At 65.3% G+C, this 18,274-nt stretch carries 13 protein-coding genes; 11 read left to right on the forward strand and 2 right to left on the reverse strand.

The window, feature by feature from the left end; translation table 11 throughout:
• The first annotated feature begins 101 nt into the window (after nucleotides 1–101).
• The 3 genes from BLV07_RS10945 to BLV07_RS10955 are packed head-to-tail and all read left to right on the forward strand — an operon-like array spanning nucleotide 102 to nucleotide 4,059.
• Nucleotides 102–935 (forward strand): ABC transporter substrate-binding protein, encoded by an 834-nt coding sequence (locus BLV07_RS10945; protein ID WP_091884239.1) that lies wholly within the window; start codon nucleotides 102–104, stop codon nucleotides 933–935.
• A 54-nt stretch (nucleotides 936–989) separates the two neighbouring features.
• Nucleotides 990–2,096, forward strand: coding sequence for a molybdopterin-binding protein (locus BLV07_RS10950; protein WP_091884242.1), 1,107 nt, complete (start codon nucleotides 990–992; stop codon nucleotides 2,094–2,096).
• Between the two features lie 13 nt (nucleotides 2,097–2,109).
• Nucleotides 2,110–4,059, forward strand: coding sequence for a molybdopterin biosynthesis protein (locus BLV07_RS10955; RefSeq protein WP_244551054.1), 1,950 nt, complete (start codon nucleotides 2,110–2,112; stop codon nucleotides 4,057–4,059).
• A gap of 51 nt (nucleotides 4,060–4,110) precedes the next feature.
• Here BLV07_RS10955 and mobA read toward each other — a convergent pair whose 3' ends face one another.
• Nucleotides 4,111–4,761: a molybdenum cofactor guanylyltransferase MobA gene (gene mobA, locus BLV07_RS10960; RefSeq protein WP_091884693.1), complete on the reverse strand. Its 651-nt coding sequence runs from the start codon at nucleotides 4,759–4,761 to the stop codon at nucleotides 4,111–4,113.
• A complete protein-coding gene (locus BLV07_RS10965; RefSeq protein ID WP_091884251.1) occupies nucleotides 4,748–5,638 on the reverse strand; it encodes a formate dehydrogenase accessory sulfurtransferase FdhD in 891 nt (296 codons plus the stop codon). Before BLV07_RS10965 ends, mobA begins: the two co-directional genes overlap by 14 nt.
• A gap of 104 nt (nucleotides 5,639–5,742) precedes the next feature.
• On the opposite strand from BLV07_RS10965, the gene mobB reads away from it, so the two are divergent.
• From mobB to fdhF, 8 genes are all read left to right on the forward strand, one after another.
• Nucleotides 5,743–6,270: a molybdopterin-guanine dinucleotide biosynthesis protein B gene (gene mobB, locus BLV07_RS10970; RefSeq protein ID WP_091884256.1), complete on the forward strand. Its 528-nt coding sequence runs from the start codon at nucleotides 5,743–5,745 to the stop codon at nucleotides 6,268–6,270.
• A gap of 9 nt (nucleotides 6,271–6,279) precedes the next feature.
• Nucleotides 6,280–7,536, forward strand: a complete 1,257-nt coding sequence (locus tag BLV07_RS10975; protein WP_091884259.1) for a molybdopterin molybdotransferase MoeA — start codon at nucleotides 6,280–6,282, stop codon at nucleotides 7,534–7,536.
• A 45-nt stretch (nucleotides 7,537–7,581) separates the two neighbouring features.
• Complete coding sequence (locus BLV07_RS10980) at nucleotides 7,582–7,815, forward strand: sulfurtransferase TusA family protein (protein ID WP_028142272.1); 234 nt, start codon at nucleotides 7,582–7,584, stop codon at nucleotides 7,813–7,815.
• 125 nt (nucleotides 7,816–7,940) lie between these two features.
• Entirely contained in the window at nucleotides 7,941–9,374 is a 1,434-nt protein-coding gene (locus BLV07_RS10985; RefSeq protein WP_091884263.1) for a sigma-54-dependent transcriptional regulator, read from the forward strand.
• Nucleotides 9,367–11,391, forward strand: coding sequence for a sensor histidine kinase (locus tag BLV07_RS10990; protein WP_091884268.1), 2,025 nt, complete (start codon nucleotides 9,367–9,369; stop codon nucleotides 11,389–11,391). The genes BLV07_RS10985 and BLV07_RS10990 overlap by 8 nt, the downstream gene beginning before the upstream one ends.
• Before the next feature lie 343 nt (nucleotides 11,392–11,734).
• Entirely contained in the window at nucleotides 11,735–13,456 is a 1,722-nt protein-coding gene (locus BLV07_RS10995; protein WP_091884273.1) for an OFA family MFS transporter, read from the forward strand.
• A 197-nt stretch (nucleotides 13,457–13,653) separates the two neighbouring features.
• Complete coding sequence (locus BLV07_RS11000) at nucleotides 13,654–15,357, forward strand: NADH-ubiquinone oxidoreductase-F iron-sulfur binding region domain-containing protein (protein ID WP_091884277.1); 1,704 nt, start codon at nucleotides 13,654–13,656, stop codon at nucleotides 15,355–15,357.
• Nucleotides 15,354–18,122 carry a formate dehydrogenase subunit alpha gene (fdhF, locus tag BLV07_RS11005; protein ID WP_091884281.1) on the forward strand — a complete coding sequence of 923 codons (2,769 nt, stop codon included), beginning with the start codon at nucleotides 15,354–15,356 and terminating at the stop codon, nucleotides 18,120–18,122. Before BLV07_RS11000 ends, fdhF begins: the two co-directional genes overlap by 4 nt.
• Nucleotides 18,123–18,274: the final 152 nt, after the last annotated feature.

The raw sequence follows: 18,274 nt of genomic DNA on the forward strand, positions 1-18,274 counted from the left end.
CGAAATTTCCCGAGTGGGCAGCGCGAGGAGCAGATGGCGTCACGAGTGCGGCGCAATCGATCATCATCATGATCCCGTCACAGCTAATGGGAACCCTTATCATGGCCGTCCGCCGCCTCGCCGTTGCATTCGCGCTTCTTTGCGGCCTTGCCGCGGGCGTTGCGGCGTCAGCCGCGGAGGAGCGTGGCATCGTCCTCGCCACGACGACAGCGACCCAGGAGTCCGGCCTGCTCGATTATCTGCTGCCGATCTTCCGCGCGAAGACCGGCATCGACGTGACGGTGATCGCGCGGCGCGCCGATGAAGTGCTCGACGGGGCGCGAAGGGGCGAGGTCGACGTCGTGCTGATGCATGCGCGACCGCAGGAAGAGAAATTCGTCGTCGATGGTTTCGGCGTGAAGCGCCTCGACGTGATGTACAACGACTATGTGCTGATCGGGCCGAAGAGCGATCCCGCCGCGGTGAAGGGCAAGGACATCGCGACCGCGCTGAAGGCGATCGAGGCCAAGGGGGCGCCATTCGTGACGCGCGGTGACCGCTCGGGCACCCATGCCGCGGAGCTCGCGCTCTGGATCGTCGCCGGCATCGACATCGCGAGCGCCAAGGGCGCCTGGTATCGCGAGGCCGGGGCGGGCATGACGAGAGCCCTCGACGCCGCGCGCGCGGCGAACGCCTATGTGCTGTCGGACCGCGGCAGCTGGATCTCGTTCAGGGATCGCGGCGATCTCGACATCGTCGTCGAAGGCGACAGGCGGCTGCTCAATCAGTACGGCGTGATGCTGGTGAACCCCGAGAAGTTTCCGAACGTGAAGAAGGACCTCGCGCAGATCTTCATCGATTGGCTGACCTCGCCGGAGGGGCAGACGGTGATCGCCGGCTACAAGGTCGACGGGCAGCAGCTGTTCTTCCCCAATTCGGACAGATCGGGCGGCTGACGTCCGCGGCGCTGGCGGTTGCCAAACCGGGCGATGCATGGTCCATCATGGCGCATGACCCAACGCCTGCCGTCCTCGCTCACGCCGCTCGACACTGCGCTCGCCGCGTTGCTGCGAGGCGTCGATGCTGTTGCGCCGGTGGAGTTGCCGCTGGCGGAAGCGATCGGTTGCATTGCGGTGGGCACTCCGCTGCTTGCCGCCTATCCCCCGCGCGACATTGCCGCCGCAGACGGCTGGGCGCTCTCGGCCAATGATCTCGTCGGTGCGTCCGCGTACGCGCCGCTGCCGCTGGCGATGGCTCCTGCGTGGGTCGATGCCGGTGACGTAATGCCAGAGGGATGCGACTGCGTGCTCGATGCCGGCGCGGTCGAGGTATCAGGTCCGCTGGCCCAGGTGCTGGCAGAGGCCGTGCCGGGGCAGGGCGTCCGGCGCGCCGGAAGCGACGTCGCCGTGCGCACGCCCGCCGGCGCCGAGGGATATCCCATCGGTCCGGCTGATCTGCTGATCGCGCGCGTTGCGGGCTTGGCAAAGCTTTTCGTGCGGCGGCCGCGGCTGCGCGTCGTCAATGTGCCGGGTGCAACGACGACGGCGCGGATGATCGCCGAGATCGCGCGCGCAGCGGGACTGGATGTGAGGACGTTTGACGCCAGCGCGCGCGACGAAGCATCGATTGCCGAGGCGCTCGATGCGTCATCCAGCGATCTGCTGCTGACCATGGGCGGCAGTGGCGTCGGCCGCCGGGATGCAGCCGTCACGGCGCTGGCCCGGCGGGGCGAGGTGCTTGCCCATGGCCTTGCGCTGCAGCCTGGACGCACCGCCGCCGTCGGCCGGCTCGGGCGGATTCCCGTTGTCGCCTTGCCCGGCTCGCCCGATCATGCGCTCGCGGCCTGGCTCGCGCTCGTGCTGCCGCTCATCGGCCACCTGTCGGCGCGCCGGCCACGCCGACAGGTGAGCTTGCCGCTCGCACGCAAGATCGCATCCGGCGTCGGCATCGCCGAAATCGTCCTCTTGGCCGAGGAACATCATGCGTGGATGCCGCTTGCCGTGGGCGAATGGTCGCTCCAGGCCATCGCCCGTGCCGATGCATGGCTGCTCGTCCCCGCCAGCCACGAGGGATTTGCGGCGGGCACGCCGGTCGGTGCTTATCTGATGCGGGAATGATATGGGTTCCGGCATGACGATGATTCCGCGATCGCAAGAGCGCAGCCCGCTCGAACAGGAGCAGTTCCTCAAGATCCTGTCGCGGGAGGAAGCGCTGGCACGTTTCGAGGCGGCGCTGTTCCCGCGTCCGATTCCGAGTGCAGTGTGCAAACTCGCCGATGCACTCGGTGCGGCGCTCGCCGAAGACGTCACGGCACCGATCGACGTTCCGCCGTTCGACCGCTCCAATGTCGACGGCTTTGCGGTTCGTTCAGCCGATGTCGTGGCGGCGGGGGAAGGTGCACCCGTTCGTCTCGCGCTGAACGCTGAAACCATCCACTGCGGCACAGCCCCGACGCTGCAAGTGGCGCCTGGATCCGCAACGGCGATCGCCACCGGCGGTCCGCTGCCGCGCGGGGCCGACGCTGTCGTCATGGTCGAGCACACGCAGCCGGCCGGGTCGGATGCGATCGAGGTTCGTCGCGCCACGTCTCCTGGGCAATTCGTCTCCTATGCCGGATCCGACATCGCGCGCGGCGAAGCGCTGCTGCGTGCGGGGACGATCATCGGCTCGCGCGAGATCGGCATGCTGGCCGCTTGCGGCATCGCCGAGGTGAATGTCGCGCGCAAGCCGATTGTGGCCGTCGTCTCCACCGGCGACGAACTGGTGCAGCCCGGAGAGCTGCTCGCGCCCGCCGAGATCTACGACACCAACGGTGCGATCGTCGCTGCTGCGATCGACGAGAATGGCGGCAAGGCGATCTTTCTTGGCGCCATTCCCGACGATGAAGCCAAGCTCGAAGCCGCCATGCGCCGCGCGCTGGCGGATGCCGACATGCTGGTGCTGTCGGGCGGCACGTCGAAAGGCGCGGGCGACCTATCCCATCGTATCATCGGCCGGCTCGGCCAACCCGGCATCATCGCGCATGGCGTTGCGCTGAAGCCCGGCAAGCCGCTGTGCCTTGCAGTCTGCGACGGCAAGCCGGTGGTGATCCTGCCGGGCTTTCCGACCTCGGCGATGTTCACCTTCCATGACTTGATCGTGCCGGTGCTGCGCAGGATGGCCGGGCTGCCGCCGCGCTCCGAGGCCAAGGTCAACGCGACCGTGCCGGTGCGCATCGCCTCCGAGCTCGGCCGCACCGAATTCGTCATGGTCTCGCTGGTTGAAGGTCGGGGCGGCCTGATCGCCTATCCCTCCGGCAAGGGGTCTGGCGCGATCACGTCATTCGCGCAGGCTGACGGCTTTCTGCGCATTGACGCGCTCGCCGATCAGATGCCGGCCGGGACCGAAGCCGAGGTGACGCTGTTCACGCCGCATGTGCGCGTGCCCGATCTCGTCATCGTCGGCAGCCATTGCACCGGCCTCGATCTCGTCACGGCACAGCTCGCACATGCCGGCCTCACCGTGCGCTCGATCGCGGTCGGCAGCCTCGGCGGGCTCGCCGCGGCGAAGCGCGGCGAGTGCGATCTCGCGCCGATCCATCTGTTCGACGACAAAAGCGAGACCTACAACACGCCCTATCTCGTCGACGGGCTTGAGCTCGTTCCGGGCTGGCGGCGGATGCAGGGCATCGTCTTCCGCAAGGGCGACAAGCGTTTCGAAGGCCTCAGTGCAAAGGCCGCCGTCGCGGCTGCGCTCGCTGACCCCGCCTGCATCATGGTCAACCGCAACCAGGGCGCCGGCACGCGCATCCTGATCGATCGGCTGCTCGGCGGGGCGCGTCCGGAAGGTTATTGGAACCAGCCGCGCTCGCACAACGCGGTGGCCGCGGCGGTGGCGCAGCACCGCGCCGACTGGGGCATGACCATTGCGCCGGTCGCCCATGCCGTCGGCCTCGGTTTCATTCCGCTTGCGGAGGAGCATTATGACTTCGCGCTGGTGACGGCGCGCAAAGCGCGGCCGGCAGTGCAAGCCTTTCTCGACGCACTCGGCTCGAATGAGGCACGCGCTGCGCTGGAGCGGGCGGGGTTCCGGCCCGCGTAGATTGACGAAGCGGCGCTTCTCAATGATCCAACCTAACCGGAGCACACCGCCTTACGAGGCGTCATCCAGCGCCGCCAACCGCTCGGCCTCGGCGATGTCCTTGACGGTATTGGCATTGAAGAACGGGTCGAGCGGCTCGGTCGGCCATGTCACCGTCGCCAGCGGATAGCGCGCGGTCCAGCGGTCGATCTTGCGGAGATCTTCGACGACGAGTGCGTGGCGGAGCTCCTCACGCAGGTCCACGCGCCAAAGGCCGATCACCGGATGCGACTGATCGCCCGATGCGGCGACCGCGAGCTGCGCGTTTTCGCGCGCCCGCGCCTCATGCAGTCGCGCGACCAGATCGCGTGGCAGGAACGGGCAGTCGCCGGCGGCGCTGAGCACCCACTCGATCTCCGGCCGGTTTGCCGCGGTCCAGTCGAGCGCCGCGAGAATGCCGGCGAGCGGACCGGGAAAGCCGGGCACGTCGTCGGCGACCACCTGCAAACCGAACGCGGCGAAGCGCGCGGGATCGCCGTTGGCATTGAGGATGAGCCCGCTACACTGAGGTGAAAGACGCGCGATCACGCGCTCCAGGATGGTGCGGCCGCCGATGCTGCGCATTGGCTTGTCGCCGCCGCCCATGCGGCGGGCGAGACCGCCGGCGAGCAGCACGCCAAGAGTCGGCGGAATGCTCGTGGCCGGAAAACTAGTCGTCACCACCTTCACCCTTGCGCTTGTGCTTCGCCGATTCCTCCTCGACGTAAGCGAGGTTCTGGTCGTAGACGATGCGGTCCTCGCCCGCGAGTGCGATGAAGCGCTTGCCGCGGGTGCGGCCGATCAGCGTCAGCCCGACCTGCCTTGCGAGATCGACGCCCCAGGCGGTGAAGCCGGAGCGCGACACCAGGATCGGAATGCCCATGCGCACAGTCTTGATCACCATCTCCGAGGTGAGGCGTCCCGTGGTGTAGAGGATCTTGTCGCCAGGCTCGACGCCGTGGCGGTACATCCAGCCTGCGATCTTGTCGACCGCGTTGTGGCGGCCGACATCCTCGGTGTAGCAGAGCGGGGTGCCCTCCTTGCACAGCACGCAGCCATGGATCGCGCCGGCCTCGAGGTACAGCGAGGGCATGGTGTTGATGGTCTGGGTCATCTGGTAGAGCCAGGAGGTGCACAGCTCCGCCTTGGGGAGTGCGACGCTCTCGACCGCCTCTAACAGGTCGCCGAAGGCGGTGCCCTGTGCGCAGCCCGAGGTCTGGGTGCGCTTCTTCAGCTTGGCCTCGAAATTGGTGTGGTGTGAGGTGCGCACCACGACCACCTGGAGGTCGTCGTCGTATTCGACCTCGGTGACCGCATCATTATATTTCAGCATGTTCTGGTTCAGCAGGTAGCCGAGCGCCAGATATTCCGGATAGTCGCCGATCGTCATCATGGTGACGATCTCCTGCGAATTCAGGTAGAGCGTCAGCGGCCGCTCCATCGGCACCTTGATCTCGACCCTGGCGCCGGTCTGGTCGGTCCCGGTCACGCTTTGGGTCAGGCGCGGGTCGTCCGTGTCAGGGACGATCAGGGGCACCGGGGTCTTGTCGATCTTCATCATGGTTGCGACGTTAGCATGACATTCGGGTCAAGCCGATATAAGCATGGCGGGGAGAGGCCGGAAGTTCCATCGGCTGGCGAGCCGTTGGCGGAGATCGAAAGGTTATGAAAGTCATCGGCCTTGCAGGCTGGAGTGGGGCGGGCAAGACCACGCTGTTGACGCGGCTGATCCCGCATTTCAACGCGCAGGGCCTGCGCGTTTCCGTGATCAAGCACGCGCATCACCAGTTCGACGTCGACGTGCCCGGCAAGGATTCCTGGCGCCATCGCGAGGCCGGCGCGGCCGAGGTGTTGGTTGCTTCGTCCAACCGCTGGGCCTTGATGCACGAATTGCGCGGCGCGGCGGAGCCGCGGCTGCCGGAACTCTTGGGCAAGCTGTCCGCGGTCGATCTGGTCGTGGTCGAGGGCTTCAAGCGCGAGCCACATCGCAAGATCGAGGTGTTTCGCGGCGCCAATGGCAAGCCACTGCTGTTTCCAGACGATCCCGGCATTGCCGGTATTGTCGCCGACGTCGCGGTTGACACCCGGCTGCCGACTGTCCATCTCGACGATATTCCGGCCGCGGCGGCATTGTTGCTGCGCGCGGCGATGCCGGTTGAGGAAGCGGTGGCGAAAAGCGCCGCGATGCGCTGACGAGGCACCATGGCGCAACTATCGGACGATTGCTTTGCCTTCGGCGGCCCGATGATGTCGGTGGACGAGGCCGTTGGCCTGATCACCACGCGCGTCAATGCGATCGCCGATCTCGAAACCGTGGCGCTCGTCGAAGCGGATGGGCGCGTGCTGGCGCACGATATCGCGGCACCTTTGCCGCTGCCGCCCTTCACCAACTCCGCCGTCGATGGTTACGCCGTCCGCAGCGCGGATCTTCCGCAAGGCACGGAGCAGGCGTTGCCGCTCGACGGCCGCATCCAGGCCGGCGGCCTTGCGCAGGCGCCGATCAAGCCCGGCCACACCGCGCGCATCTTCACGGGCGCGCCGATGCCGCCGGATGCCGAGACGGTCTTCATGCAGGAAGATGTCCGCATCGATAAGTCCGGCAAAGTGGTGCTGCCGCCCGGGCTGAAGCCGGGTGCCAATGTCCGCCCTGCGGGCGAGGACATTCCCGAAGGGTACGTCGCGCTGCGCGCCGGCCAGCGCTTGCGGCCGCAGCACGTTGCCCTCGCCGCCGCCTTCGGCCTGACCAGCCTCGACGTCGTCAGGCGCATCCGCGTCGCGGTGTTCTCGACCGGTGACGAGCTGGCCTCGCCCGGCGAGCCGCGCGCGGCCTCGCAACTGTTCGATTCCAACCGCTTCATGCTGATGGCGATGCTGCGCCGGCTCGGCTGCGAGGTCAGCGATCTCGGCATCTTGCGCGACGAACGGACGTCGCTTGCGAACGGCCTGAAGCAGGTCGCAGGTAGCCACGACCTTATCCTTACCACCGGTGGCGTTTCGACCGGCGAAGAGGATCACGTCAAGGCGGCGGTCGAGAGCATCGGCTCGCTGGTGCTGTGGCGGATGGCGATCAAGCCCGGCCGGCCGGTCGCAATGGGCATCATCGACGGCACGCCACTGATCGGATTGCCCGGCAATCCCGTTGCGAGCTTCGTCACCTTCGTCCATGTGGTGCGGCCGACGGTGCTGGCGCTCGCCGGCAGCCTGCCGGAGCCGCTGACGCCGATCCCTGTGCGCGCCGCGTTCACCTACAAGAAGAAGGCGGGCCGGCGCGAATATGTTCGCGTCTCCTTGCGGCGCGGAGAGGATGGCATGCTCGAGGTCATCAAGTTCCCGCGGGAAGGCGCTGGGCTGTTGTCGTCGCTGATCGAGACCGACGGCTTGGTCGAACTCGGCGAGGACATCACGAATGTCGAGCCGGGGCACAGCGTAGGTTTCCTACCCTACGCCGATCTGCTCTGATGCGGCTGCGTTGACGCCATCGCCTCATCCCGCCATGTTGCGCCCATGACCCGAACGACGCTCGATCTCACCGGGCTGAAATGCCCGTTACCTGCTCTGAAGACGCGCAAGGCGCTAAAGCCGTTGCAGCCTGGCGATCAACTCGAAGTGCACTGCACCGATCCCTTGTCGGTGATTGACATTCCGAATCTGATTCGCGAGACCGGCGACAAGGTCGAGATCACCGAGCGCAACGAGGCGCGCATCGTATTCCTGGTCGAAAAGAGCGACGCCCCGTAGAAAGGCGAATGTTCACGGCGGCGACGTTTGACTATGCTGCGCCTGCGGGGGACGGCCGAAGCTTCGCTGCAGTGCGAAAGGCGCCGAATATTGCGGTGGATGATCTCAAACCTAAGACATCGGGCATGACTTTCTCAACGCCGAGGGCAAGCGCAGCCGCGAGTCCCGCGGTGGGCCGCGAGCCTGCCGTCAAGCTCGGCAAGACGGCTGCAGGGCCGGAGTTCGGCGCGCTGGCGCAGGCCTCCATCCTGATCGTCGACGACGAGCCGGGCATGCGCAATTTCCTGGTGCGCACGCTTGCGCCGCGCTGCAAGTTGGTGGACGAGGCAGCCGATACCGACCAGGCCTCGCGCAAGCTCGATTCCAACCGCTACGACGTCGTCATTCTCGATAACATCATGCCAGGCAAGAATGGCGTCGATTGGCTCGCCGAGCAGCGCGCCGTCGGCTTTTTCGCCGACGCCATCCTGATCACCGCCTATGCCGACCTCGACACCGCGATTCAGGCCTTGCGCGCCGGTGCGGCCGATTTCGTGCTCAAGCCGTTCCGCTCCAACCAGATCCTCAACGCGGTGGCACGATGCCTCGACCGTGTCCGCCTCCAGCGTGAGAATTATGTCCTGCGCTATGCTCTGCGTGCCTCGTCCGACCGCACCTTTCTGCGCGACAATCTGATTGGACAATCGGCAGCGACGCTGCGCGTACGCGAGACCATCGCGCGGGTCGCGCGCCTGCCGACCTCGGTTCTCCTCACCGGCGAATCCGGCACCGGCAAGGAAGTGGCAGCGCGCTCGATCCACTCGCTGTCCGACCGCGCCGACAAGCCCTTCGTGCCCGTGAATTGCGCGGCGATCCCGCCCGAGATGATCGAGGCCGAGCTGTTCGGACACATCAAGGGCGCCTTCACCGGCGCCGATTCGGGGCGCGAGGGCTTATTCCTGTATGCGCATGGCGGCACGCTGTTCCTCGACGAGATCGGGGAGCTGCCGCTGCCGATGCAGAGCAAGCTGCTCCGCGTGCTCGAAGACCGCCGCGTCCGTCCGGTTGGCTCCGAGCGTGAAGTTCCGGTCGACCTTCGCTTCATCTTCGCAACCAATGCCGAGCTTCAGAAGGAGGTCGAGAAGGGCCGTTTCCGAGCCGATCTGTTCTACCGGCTCAACGTGATGCAGATCCGCCTGCCGCTCCTGAAGGATCGCGGCGATGACGTGCAGGAGCTTGCCGCCATCTTCATGAGCAAGCTGTCGGCTCAGCTCGGCATGCCGCCGGTGCCGATCGACGCCTCGGTGCGGGCGGCGCTCGCAAGCTATGACTGGCCGGGCAATGTGCGCGAGCTGCGCAATTTGATCGAGCGCACGCTGATCCTCGGCGCCTTCCCCGACGATTTCGCCGGTCCCCGCAACAACGGTCAGTCGGCGCCTGCCGACAGTCTCGCGGAGCTCGAGCGCCGTCACATTCTTGGCGTGCTGAAGGAGGTCAATGGCAATCGCGAGGAGGCGGCGCGTCGCCTCGGTATCTCGCGCAAGACCATCGACCGCAAATGCGCGTTGTGGGATGTCTGATGCTGCCGGCCGCAGCGGCGAGCCCGTGCGGGGACGCTCCGTCCGCTTCCGGCTGCTCGCCATCGCGCTGCTGCCGATGCTGGTCATCCTGCCGCTCCTGCTCGGCGTTGCGATCTATCGCTGGAACGCGAAGTTCGACGCGACCCTGATCTCCAAGGTCAACGGCGATCTCACCATCGCCCACCAATATCTCGCCCGCATCCTGGAAAAGACCGGCGTCCAGCTCCGGGCGCTCAGCCTGTCGGCCCGCTTCCATGAGGTGCTGGCGCCGGATGCGCGCGGCTCCCTGCAGGATCTGCTCGACGAGACCCGCAAGGAAATCGGTCTCGATTTCCTGTATCTGACCAACGATCGCGGCGACGTCCTGGCCTCATCGCCGCCGCTGCAGCATCGACCGAGAAGTGACTGGCCGATCATCAGGTCGGCGCTGTCGGGACAGGTCCCTGCGACGGGCGTCGACATTTTCGGCAATGACGAGCTCGCCGCAATTTCGCCGGCCCTGGCCGAACGCGCGCGATTAGACCTCGTGCCGACCCCGAACGCGGTGCCGACCGACCGCAGCACCGAGACGCGCGGCATGGTCGTGCATGCGGCGAGCCGGGCGATGCTACCTGACGGTGGCGCCGCTGCGGTGGTCGGCGGCACGCTGCTCAACCAGAATCTCGAATTCATCGACACGATCAACGATCTCGTCTATCGCGCGGCGAGCCTGCCGGAGGGCAGCCAGGGCACTGCGACGCTGTTCCTGGACGACGTGCGGATATCGACCAACGTCCGTCTGTTCGAGGGACGGCGCGCGCTCGGCACGCGCGTGTCGGCGGCGGTGCGCTCGGCCGTGCTGGGCGAGGGGCGAACCTGGCTCGACAGCGCTTTCGTGGTCAATGACTGGTACATCTCCGCCTACGAGCCGCTGGTCGACAGTTACGGCAAGCGGGTCGGCATGCTCTATGTCGGCTTTCTGGAGAAGCCGTTCAGTGAAGCCAAATACCAGACATTGATGATCATCATCGTAGCGTTCATCGCGATCACCGCAGCGACCGTACCAATCTTCCTGCGCTGGGCGAGCTCCATCTTCATGCCGCTGGAGCGCGTCACGGCGACGATCACTGAGGTGGAGCGCGGGAACCTCTCCGCCCGCACCAAGATGCCGGTGTTGGGTGACGAGATCGGCCGCGTCGCGGTTCATCTCGATAGCCTGCTCGATCAGATCCAGGAACGCGACCGACAGCTCCGGGAATGGAATGAGGAACTGAACGTCCGCGTGCGGGAGCGCACCCGGGACCTCGAGCACGCCAATCTCAAGCTCGAGGCAACCACCAAGCAGCTCATCATGTCGGAGAAGCTGGCTGCGATCGGCGAGATCACCGCCGGCGTTGCGCACGAGATCAACAATCCGATCGCAGTGATGCAGGGCAATCTCGACGTTATCCGCAGCGTGTTCGGGGCCGATGCCGACAAGGCGAAGGTCGAGTTTCGCCTGCTCGACGAGCAGATTCACCGCATTAGCCAGATCGTGACCAAGCTGTTGCAGTTTGCAAGGCCGGAGGAATATGCCGGCTATGTCGAGCGCCATGCGCCGGCGAGCGTCATCTCCGACTGTCTGCCGCTGGTGCAGCATCTTCTGAACAAGACCGAGATCGCCGTGGTCAGGGACGACCGCGCTAACCGGCTCGTGCTGATGAACCGCAACGAGCTGCAGCAGGTCCTGGTCAATCTCATCGTCAACGCGATCCATGCCATGCCGGAAGGCGGAACCCTGACGCTCCGCTCCTTCGATGCGGAGCGCGATGGCCATCAAGGCGTCGCCATCGAGGTCGCCGACACCGGCATCGGCATGAGCACTGAGGTGATCGAAAAGATATTCGACCCCTTCTACACCACGAAACGGCGGCAAGGCACGGGGCTTGGCCTCTCCATCAGCCAGACGCTGATCAAGCGCCAGGGCGGACAGATCACGGCCGAAAGCCGCGTCGGTTCCGGGAGTACATTCACGGTGTGGCTGCCGGAAGCGACCTGATTGGACATTTTGTCCGAGGATCTCGGGACATTCTGTCCGGCGCAGCACATTGCGCTGCGGGAAGTCGTTGAATTGTCACGATGCGACTTCTGGCACGTACGTTGCTCATCTCAGGACAGGGTGTTGAGGGGGATGAGGGCGCGATAGCCGTCACAGCAACGCTGCTTGCGAGGCGAAGGGACATCACCCGCGATCAGCTGCTTGCTCGGCGCATATGACGCGATGCGCACCAGACGATTCCGCTTCGGCATGAAGTCCGACCTGTCATGCGCGGCTGCCAAGCTCGCGCAGGACCGGTCTCAAACCGATGTGCCGGCAAGGCCACGCTTTGGAGGTAATGCTTATGACGACTGCCGATACCGTTCTTGCACCAATTGGTGCTTCCGGCTTCCTCGATCGTGAACGCACGATCGCGACCGCCGGCTTCAATCGCTGGCTGGTGCCGCCGGCAGCGCTGTGCATCCATTTGTGCATCGGCATGGCCTATGGCTTCTCGGTGTTCTGGCTGCCGCTCTCGCGCGCGATCGGGTTGACCGCACCGAAAGCCTGTCCGGATATGTCGCTGTGGCAAGAGCTCTTCACCACCACCTGCGACTGGAAGGTCGCAAGCCTGGGGTGGATGTACACGCTGTTCTTTGTCTTGCTCGGCGTCTCCGCCGCGATTTGGGGCGGCTGGCTCGAGCGCGCCGGTCCGCGCAAGGCGGGCGTTGTCGCCGCCTGCTGTTGGGGCGGTGGTCTTCTGATCGGTGCTTTCGGCGTCTACGTCCACCAGCTCTGGATCATGTGGCTGGGCGCCGGCGTGATCGGCGGCATCGGGCTTGGCCTTGGCTACATCTCTCCGGTGTCGACCTTGATCAAATGGTTTCCGGATCGTCGCGGCATGGCGACCGGCATGGCCATCATGGGATTCGGCGGCGGTGCCATGATTGGCGCGCCGCTAGCAAACATTCTGGTGAACGGCGGCAAATTCCTCAGCTTCGATCTCGGTTCCTTCCATTTTGAATTGGGCGCACCCGGTTTCTTTCCTGGGTTCAAGTCGGCTGCCGACGTCGGCGTCTGGCAGACCTTTCTCTTGATGGGGATGATCTACTTCGTCTTCATGATGATCGGCGCCTTCGCCTATCGCGTGATTCCGACCGGCTGGCAACCCGAAGGCTGGACCCCGCCGAGTGAGAAGAAGTCGATGATCACCGAGCACCATGTGCACCTCGACAACGCGCACAAGACGCCGCAATTCTGGCTGATCTGGTGGGTGCTCTGCTTGAACGTCTCGGCGGGTATCGGCGTGATCGGCATGGCCTCGCCGATGCTCCAGGAGATCTTCGCCGGCAAGCTGATTGGGCATCCCGAGTTGACCTTCGGCCAGCTTTCGGTTGAACAGAAAGCTGCGATCGCAGCGATCGCCGCCGGCTTCGCCGGTCTGTTGTCGTTGTTCAACATCGGCGGCCGGTTCTTCTGGGCGTCGATGTCGGACCTCATGGGTCGCAAGAACACCTACTACACGTTCTTCATCCTCGGCATCGTTCTCTACGCGCTGGCGCCGACCTTTGCGGCGATGGGCTCGAAGCTGTTCTTCGTGCTCGCCTTCTGCATCATCCTGTCGATGTATGGCGGCGGCTTCGCGACCGTGCCGGCCTATCTCGCCGACATGTTCGGCACTCAGTTCGTCGGCGCCATTCACGGCCGGCTGCTGACGGCTTGGTCGACCGCGGGCATCATCGGCCCGGTGGTGGTGAACTATATCCGCGAGTTCCAGCTTGCGGCCGGCGTGCCGCGGGACAAACTTTATGACACCACAATGTACATCCTCTGTGCGATGCTGATCGCGGGCCTGATCTGCAACTATTTGATCAAGCCGGTCAATCCGAAGTGGAACATGAGCGCGGAAGAGGTCGCCAAGTTGCAGGCAGCGAGCGCCAAGAGCGAAGCGGCGGTCCAGCACGGCTCCTTCGGTATCGGGAAGGGTGGGCTCGATGTCTCGGCCGCGCTGTTCTGGGCCTTCGTGGCTATTCCGATCGCATGGGGCGTGTTGAAGACGCTCGAGAGCGCGGTGAAGATCTTCTGATCGTGCAGGGTCCTCTCGCAGCGGGAATCTCCACTCCAAGGTGCATGAGGGCGGCGCCAGATCGATCCGAGCGGGGCATGCGGCTTTTTGGCCGCATGCCCCCTAAATACTTATTGCAACGCACGAATTCTCTTGGCATCTGGTATGCCAATGATTAGAGTTGGACTTGTTCTAAAGAAGGGCTACGAGACGCAGCGATGAGCCACGACGTGCAACAGGTCCGCTCGTTCGAACATCCGGGCGAGGGACGGAAGCGAGCCAAGGCGACGCCCAAGGGGCGCCAGGTCGACCCTACGGCCGCGCACGAGATCGAGCAACTGCTCGGCGACAGGCCGCGGCGGCGCGATTTGCTGATCGAATATCTGCACCTGATCCAGGACAAATACCACCAGATTTCGGCCGCGCATCTCGCCGCGCTCGCCGACGAGATGAAGCTCGCCTTCGCCGAGGTGTTCGAGACCGCGACCTTCTACGCGCATTTCGACGTGGTGAAGGAAGGTCAGCCCGACATTCCGCCGCTGACGATCCGCGTCTGCGATTCGCTGACCTGCGCGATGCTCGGCGGCGAGAAGCTGCTCGAGGATCTGCAGAGCGCGTCAGGTCCCGGCATCCGCGTCGTGCGCGCGCCCTGCGTCGGCCGCTGCGATACCGCGCCTGCCGCCGAGGTCGGCCACAACTTCGTCGACCATGCGACCGTCGCCAATGTGATGGCGGCTGCGAAGGCTGGCGACACCCACGCGCATCTGCCGAAATATATCGATTACGAGGCCTACGTCGCCGGCGGCGGCTATAAGCTGCTCAATCGCCTCCGCTCCGGCGAATTACCGACGGACGAGCTGCTGAAGGCGCTCGATGACGCTTCGCTCCGCGGTCTCGGCGGCGCAGGCTTCCCGACGGGACGCAAATGGCGCGCGGTGCTCGGCGAGCCCGGGCCGCGGCTGATGGCGATCAACGGCGACGAGGGCGAGCCCGGCACGTTCAAGGACCGTTTCTATCTCGAAAGCGATCCGCATCGCTTCATCGAGGGCATGCTGATCGGCGCGCATGTGGTGCAGGCCTCCGACGTCTACATCTATCTGCGCGACGAATATCCGGCCTCACGCGAGATCCTCGAACGCGAGATCGCCAAGCTCCCGCCGGGCGGTCCGACGCTGCATATGCGCCGCGGCGCCGGTGCCTATATCTGCGGCGAGGAATCCTCGCTGCTGGAGAGCATCGAGGGCAAGCGCGGCCTGCCCCGGCACAAGCCGCCTTACCCGTTCCAGGTCGGCCTGTTCGGGCTGCCGACGCTGATCAACAACATCGAGACGCTGTGGTGGGTGCGCGACATCGTCGAGAAGGGCGCCGACTGGTGGAAGGGCAATGGCCGCCATGAGCGTCATGGCCTGCGCAGCTTCTCGGTCTCGGGCCGCGTCAAGAATCCCGGCATGAAGCTCGCGCCCGCGGGCATCACCGTGCGCGAGTTGATCGACGAATATTGCGGCGGCATGGTCGACGGCCATCAGTTCTATGCCTACCTGCCGGGCGGCGCGTCCGGCGGCATCCTGCCGGCATCGATGGATGACATCCCGCTCGATTTCGGCACACTGGAGAAATATGGCTGCTTCATCGGTTCGGCCGCGATCGTGATCCTGTCGCAAAAGGACAGCGTGCGCGCGGCGGCGCTGAACCTGATGAAGTTCTTCGAGGACGAGAGCTGCGGTCAGTGCACACCGTGCCGCGTCGGAACCCAGAAAGCAGCGCTGCTGATGCAGAAGCCGGTCTGGAACCGGGCCTTGCTGGAAGAATTGAGCCAAGCGATGCGCGATGCCTCGATCTGCGGGCTCGGACAGGCGGCATCGAATCCGCTGACCACCGTGATCAAATATTTCCCTGACGAGTTCAAGGACGCGGCCGAATGACCAAGATTACGTTCGAGCTCGACGGCAAGCAGGTCGAGGCCAAACCCGGCGAGACGATCTGGCAGGTGGCCCAGCGCCAGGGCCGCGAGATTCCGCACCTCTGCTATTCGCCCGCGCCCGATTATCGCCCCGACGGCAACTGCCGTGCCTGCATGGTCGAGATCGAGGGCGAGCGCGTGCTGGCGGCGTCCTGCAAGCGCACGCCGTCGGTCGGCATGAAGGTGAAGACCGAGAGCGCGCGCGCCGTTGCCGCCCAAAAAATGGTGATGGAGCTGCTCGTCGCCGACCAGCCGGCGCGCGAGACCTCGCACGATCCGGATTCGAAGTTCTGGCATTGGGCCGAGACGACGGGCGTCACCGAGAGCCGCTTCCCCGCCGCCGAGCGCTGGGCGACAGATGCCAGCCATCCGGCGATGCGGGTCAATCTCGATGCCTGCATCCAGTGCGGCCTGTGCGTGCGCGCCTGCCGCGAGGTCCAGGTCAACGACGTCATCGGCATGGCCTACCGCAATGCCGGCGCCAAGATCGTGTTCGACTTCGACGATCCCATGGGCGAGTCGACCTGCGTTGCCTGCGGCGAATGCGTGCAGGCCTGTCCGACCGGCGCGTTGATGCCGGCCGTGATGCTCGACGAGAAGCAGACCCGTGTCACCTATGCCGACAGGAAGGTCGACTCGCTCTGTCCGTTCTGCGGTGTCGGCTGCCAGGTGACCTACGAGGTCAAGGACGAGAAGGTGATCTATGCGGAGGGGCGCGACGGCCCCGCCAACCACAATCGCCTCTGCGTGAAGGGCCGCTTCGGCTTCGACTACATCCACCATCCGCATCGCCTGACAAAACCGCTGGTGCGGCTGCCGAATGCGAGGAAGGACGCCAACGACCAGGTCGATCCGGCCAATCCGTTCACGCATTTCCGCGAGGCGAGCTGGGAAGAGGCACTCGACATCGCCGCCAAGGGCCTCGTCAAGATCCGCGACGAGAAGGGCGTGAAGGCGCTGGCCGGCTTCGGCTCGGCCAAGGGTTCGAACGAAGAGGCCTATCTGTTCCAGAAGCTGGTGCGTACCGGTTTTGGCTCGAACAATGTCGACCACTGCACCCGGCTGTGCCACGCCTCGTCGGTGGCCGCACTTTTCGAAGGCCTGAGCTCGGGCGCGGTGTCGGCGCCGTTTGCTGCAGCGATGGATGCCGAGGTCATCTGGGTGATCGGCGCCAATCCGACCGTGAACCACCCGGTCGCGGCGACCTACATCAAGAACGCGGTCAAGCAGAACGGCGCCAAGCTGTTCGTGATGGACCCGCGCCGGCAGTCGCTGTCGCGCCACGCGACCAAGCATCTGCAGTTCAAGCCGGGCTCCGACGTCGCCATGCTGAACGCGATGATCAACACGATCATCACCGAGGGGCTGACCGACGACCAGTACATTGCCGGCTACACCGAAGGCTTCGAGGAGCTCAAGGAGAAGATCAAGGATTTCACGCCGGAGAAGATGGAGCCGATCTGTGGCATCCCGGCGCAGACCCTGCGCGAGGTCGCGCGCACCTATGCGCGCGCTAAATCCTCCATCATCTTCTGGGGCATGGGCATCAGCCAGCACGTCCACGGCACCGACAATGCGCGCTGCCTGATTGCGCTGGCGCTGATCACCGGCCAGGTCGGCCGTCCCGGCACGGGCCTGCATCCGCTGCGCGGCCAGAACAACGTGCAGGGCGCCTCCGATGCCGGCCTGATCCCGATGTTCCTGCCGGACTATCAGCCGGTCGGCCGCGATGACATGCGCGGCGCTTTCGAGAAGCTGTGGCAGCAGGATCTCGACCCGGTCCGCGGATTGACCGTGGTCGAGATCATGAACGCGATCCATGCCGGCGAGATCAAGGGCATGTACATCGAGGGCGAGAACCCCGCGATGTCCGATCCTGATCTCCAGCATGCACGCCATGCGCTGGCCATGCTCGATCATCTCGTAGTGCAGGATCTCTTCGTCACCGAGACCGCGTTCCACGCCGACGTGATCCTGCCGGCCTCGGCCTTTGCCGAGAAGGAAGGCTCCTTCACCAACACCGATCGCCGCGTGCAGCTCGCGCGCCAGGTGATCAAGCCGCCCGGCGATGCGCGGCAGGATCTCTGGATCATCCAGGAGATCGGCAAGCGCATGGGCCTGCCGTGGAATTATTCCGGCCCCGGCGACGTCTACACCGAGATGGCGGAGCTGATGCCGTCGCTGAAAAACATCAGCTGGGAACGGCTGGTGCGCGAAGGCGCGGTCACCTATCCGGCCGACGCTCCCGATAAGCCCGGCAACGAGATTATCTTCACCACTGGCTTCCCGACCGCGAGCGGCCGCGGCAAGATCGTGCCGGCCAAGGTCGTCCCGCCGGACGAATTGCCGGACGACGAATATCCGATGGTGCTGTCGACCGGCCGCGTGCTCGAGCACTGGCACACCGGCTCGATGACGCGCCGCGCGCAAGTGCTCGACCAGATCGAGCCCGAGGCGGTCGCGTTCATGTCGCCGAAGGACATGCGCAAGAAGAGGCTCGCGCCAGGCGACTTCATTCGCCTGGAGACCCGCCGCGGCGCCGTCGAGGTCAAGGTGCGCTCCGACCGCGACGTGCCAGAGAACATGGTGTTCATGCCGTTCTGCTACGCAGAGGCGGCGGCGAACCTGTTGACCAACCCGGCGCTCGATCCCTTCGGCAAGATCCCGGAGTTCAAGTTCTGCGCGGCTAGGGCGGAGCGCGTGGAGATGCGCGACGCGGCGGAGTAGGGGCGACCTCCTCCCTGTGGAGTTTGGCGGCGTAGCGCCGCTCCGCTGTCGTCATCGCGCACGAGGCTTGCCACAAAAACCGCTGTCATGCCCCGGCTTGACCGGGGCATCCAGTACGCCGCGGCGGATGTGGTAAGAGCGAGTTCTCCAAT

This window comes from Bradyrhizobium sp. Rc2d (assembly GCF_900099855.1).
GTDB lineage: Bacteria > Pseudomonadota > Alphaproteobacteria > Rhizobiales > Xanthobacteraceae > Bradyrhizobium.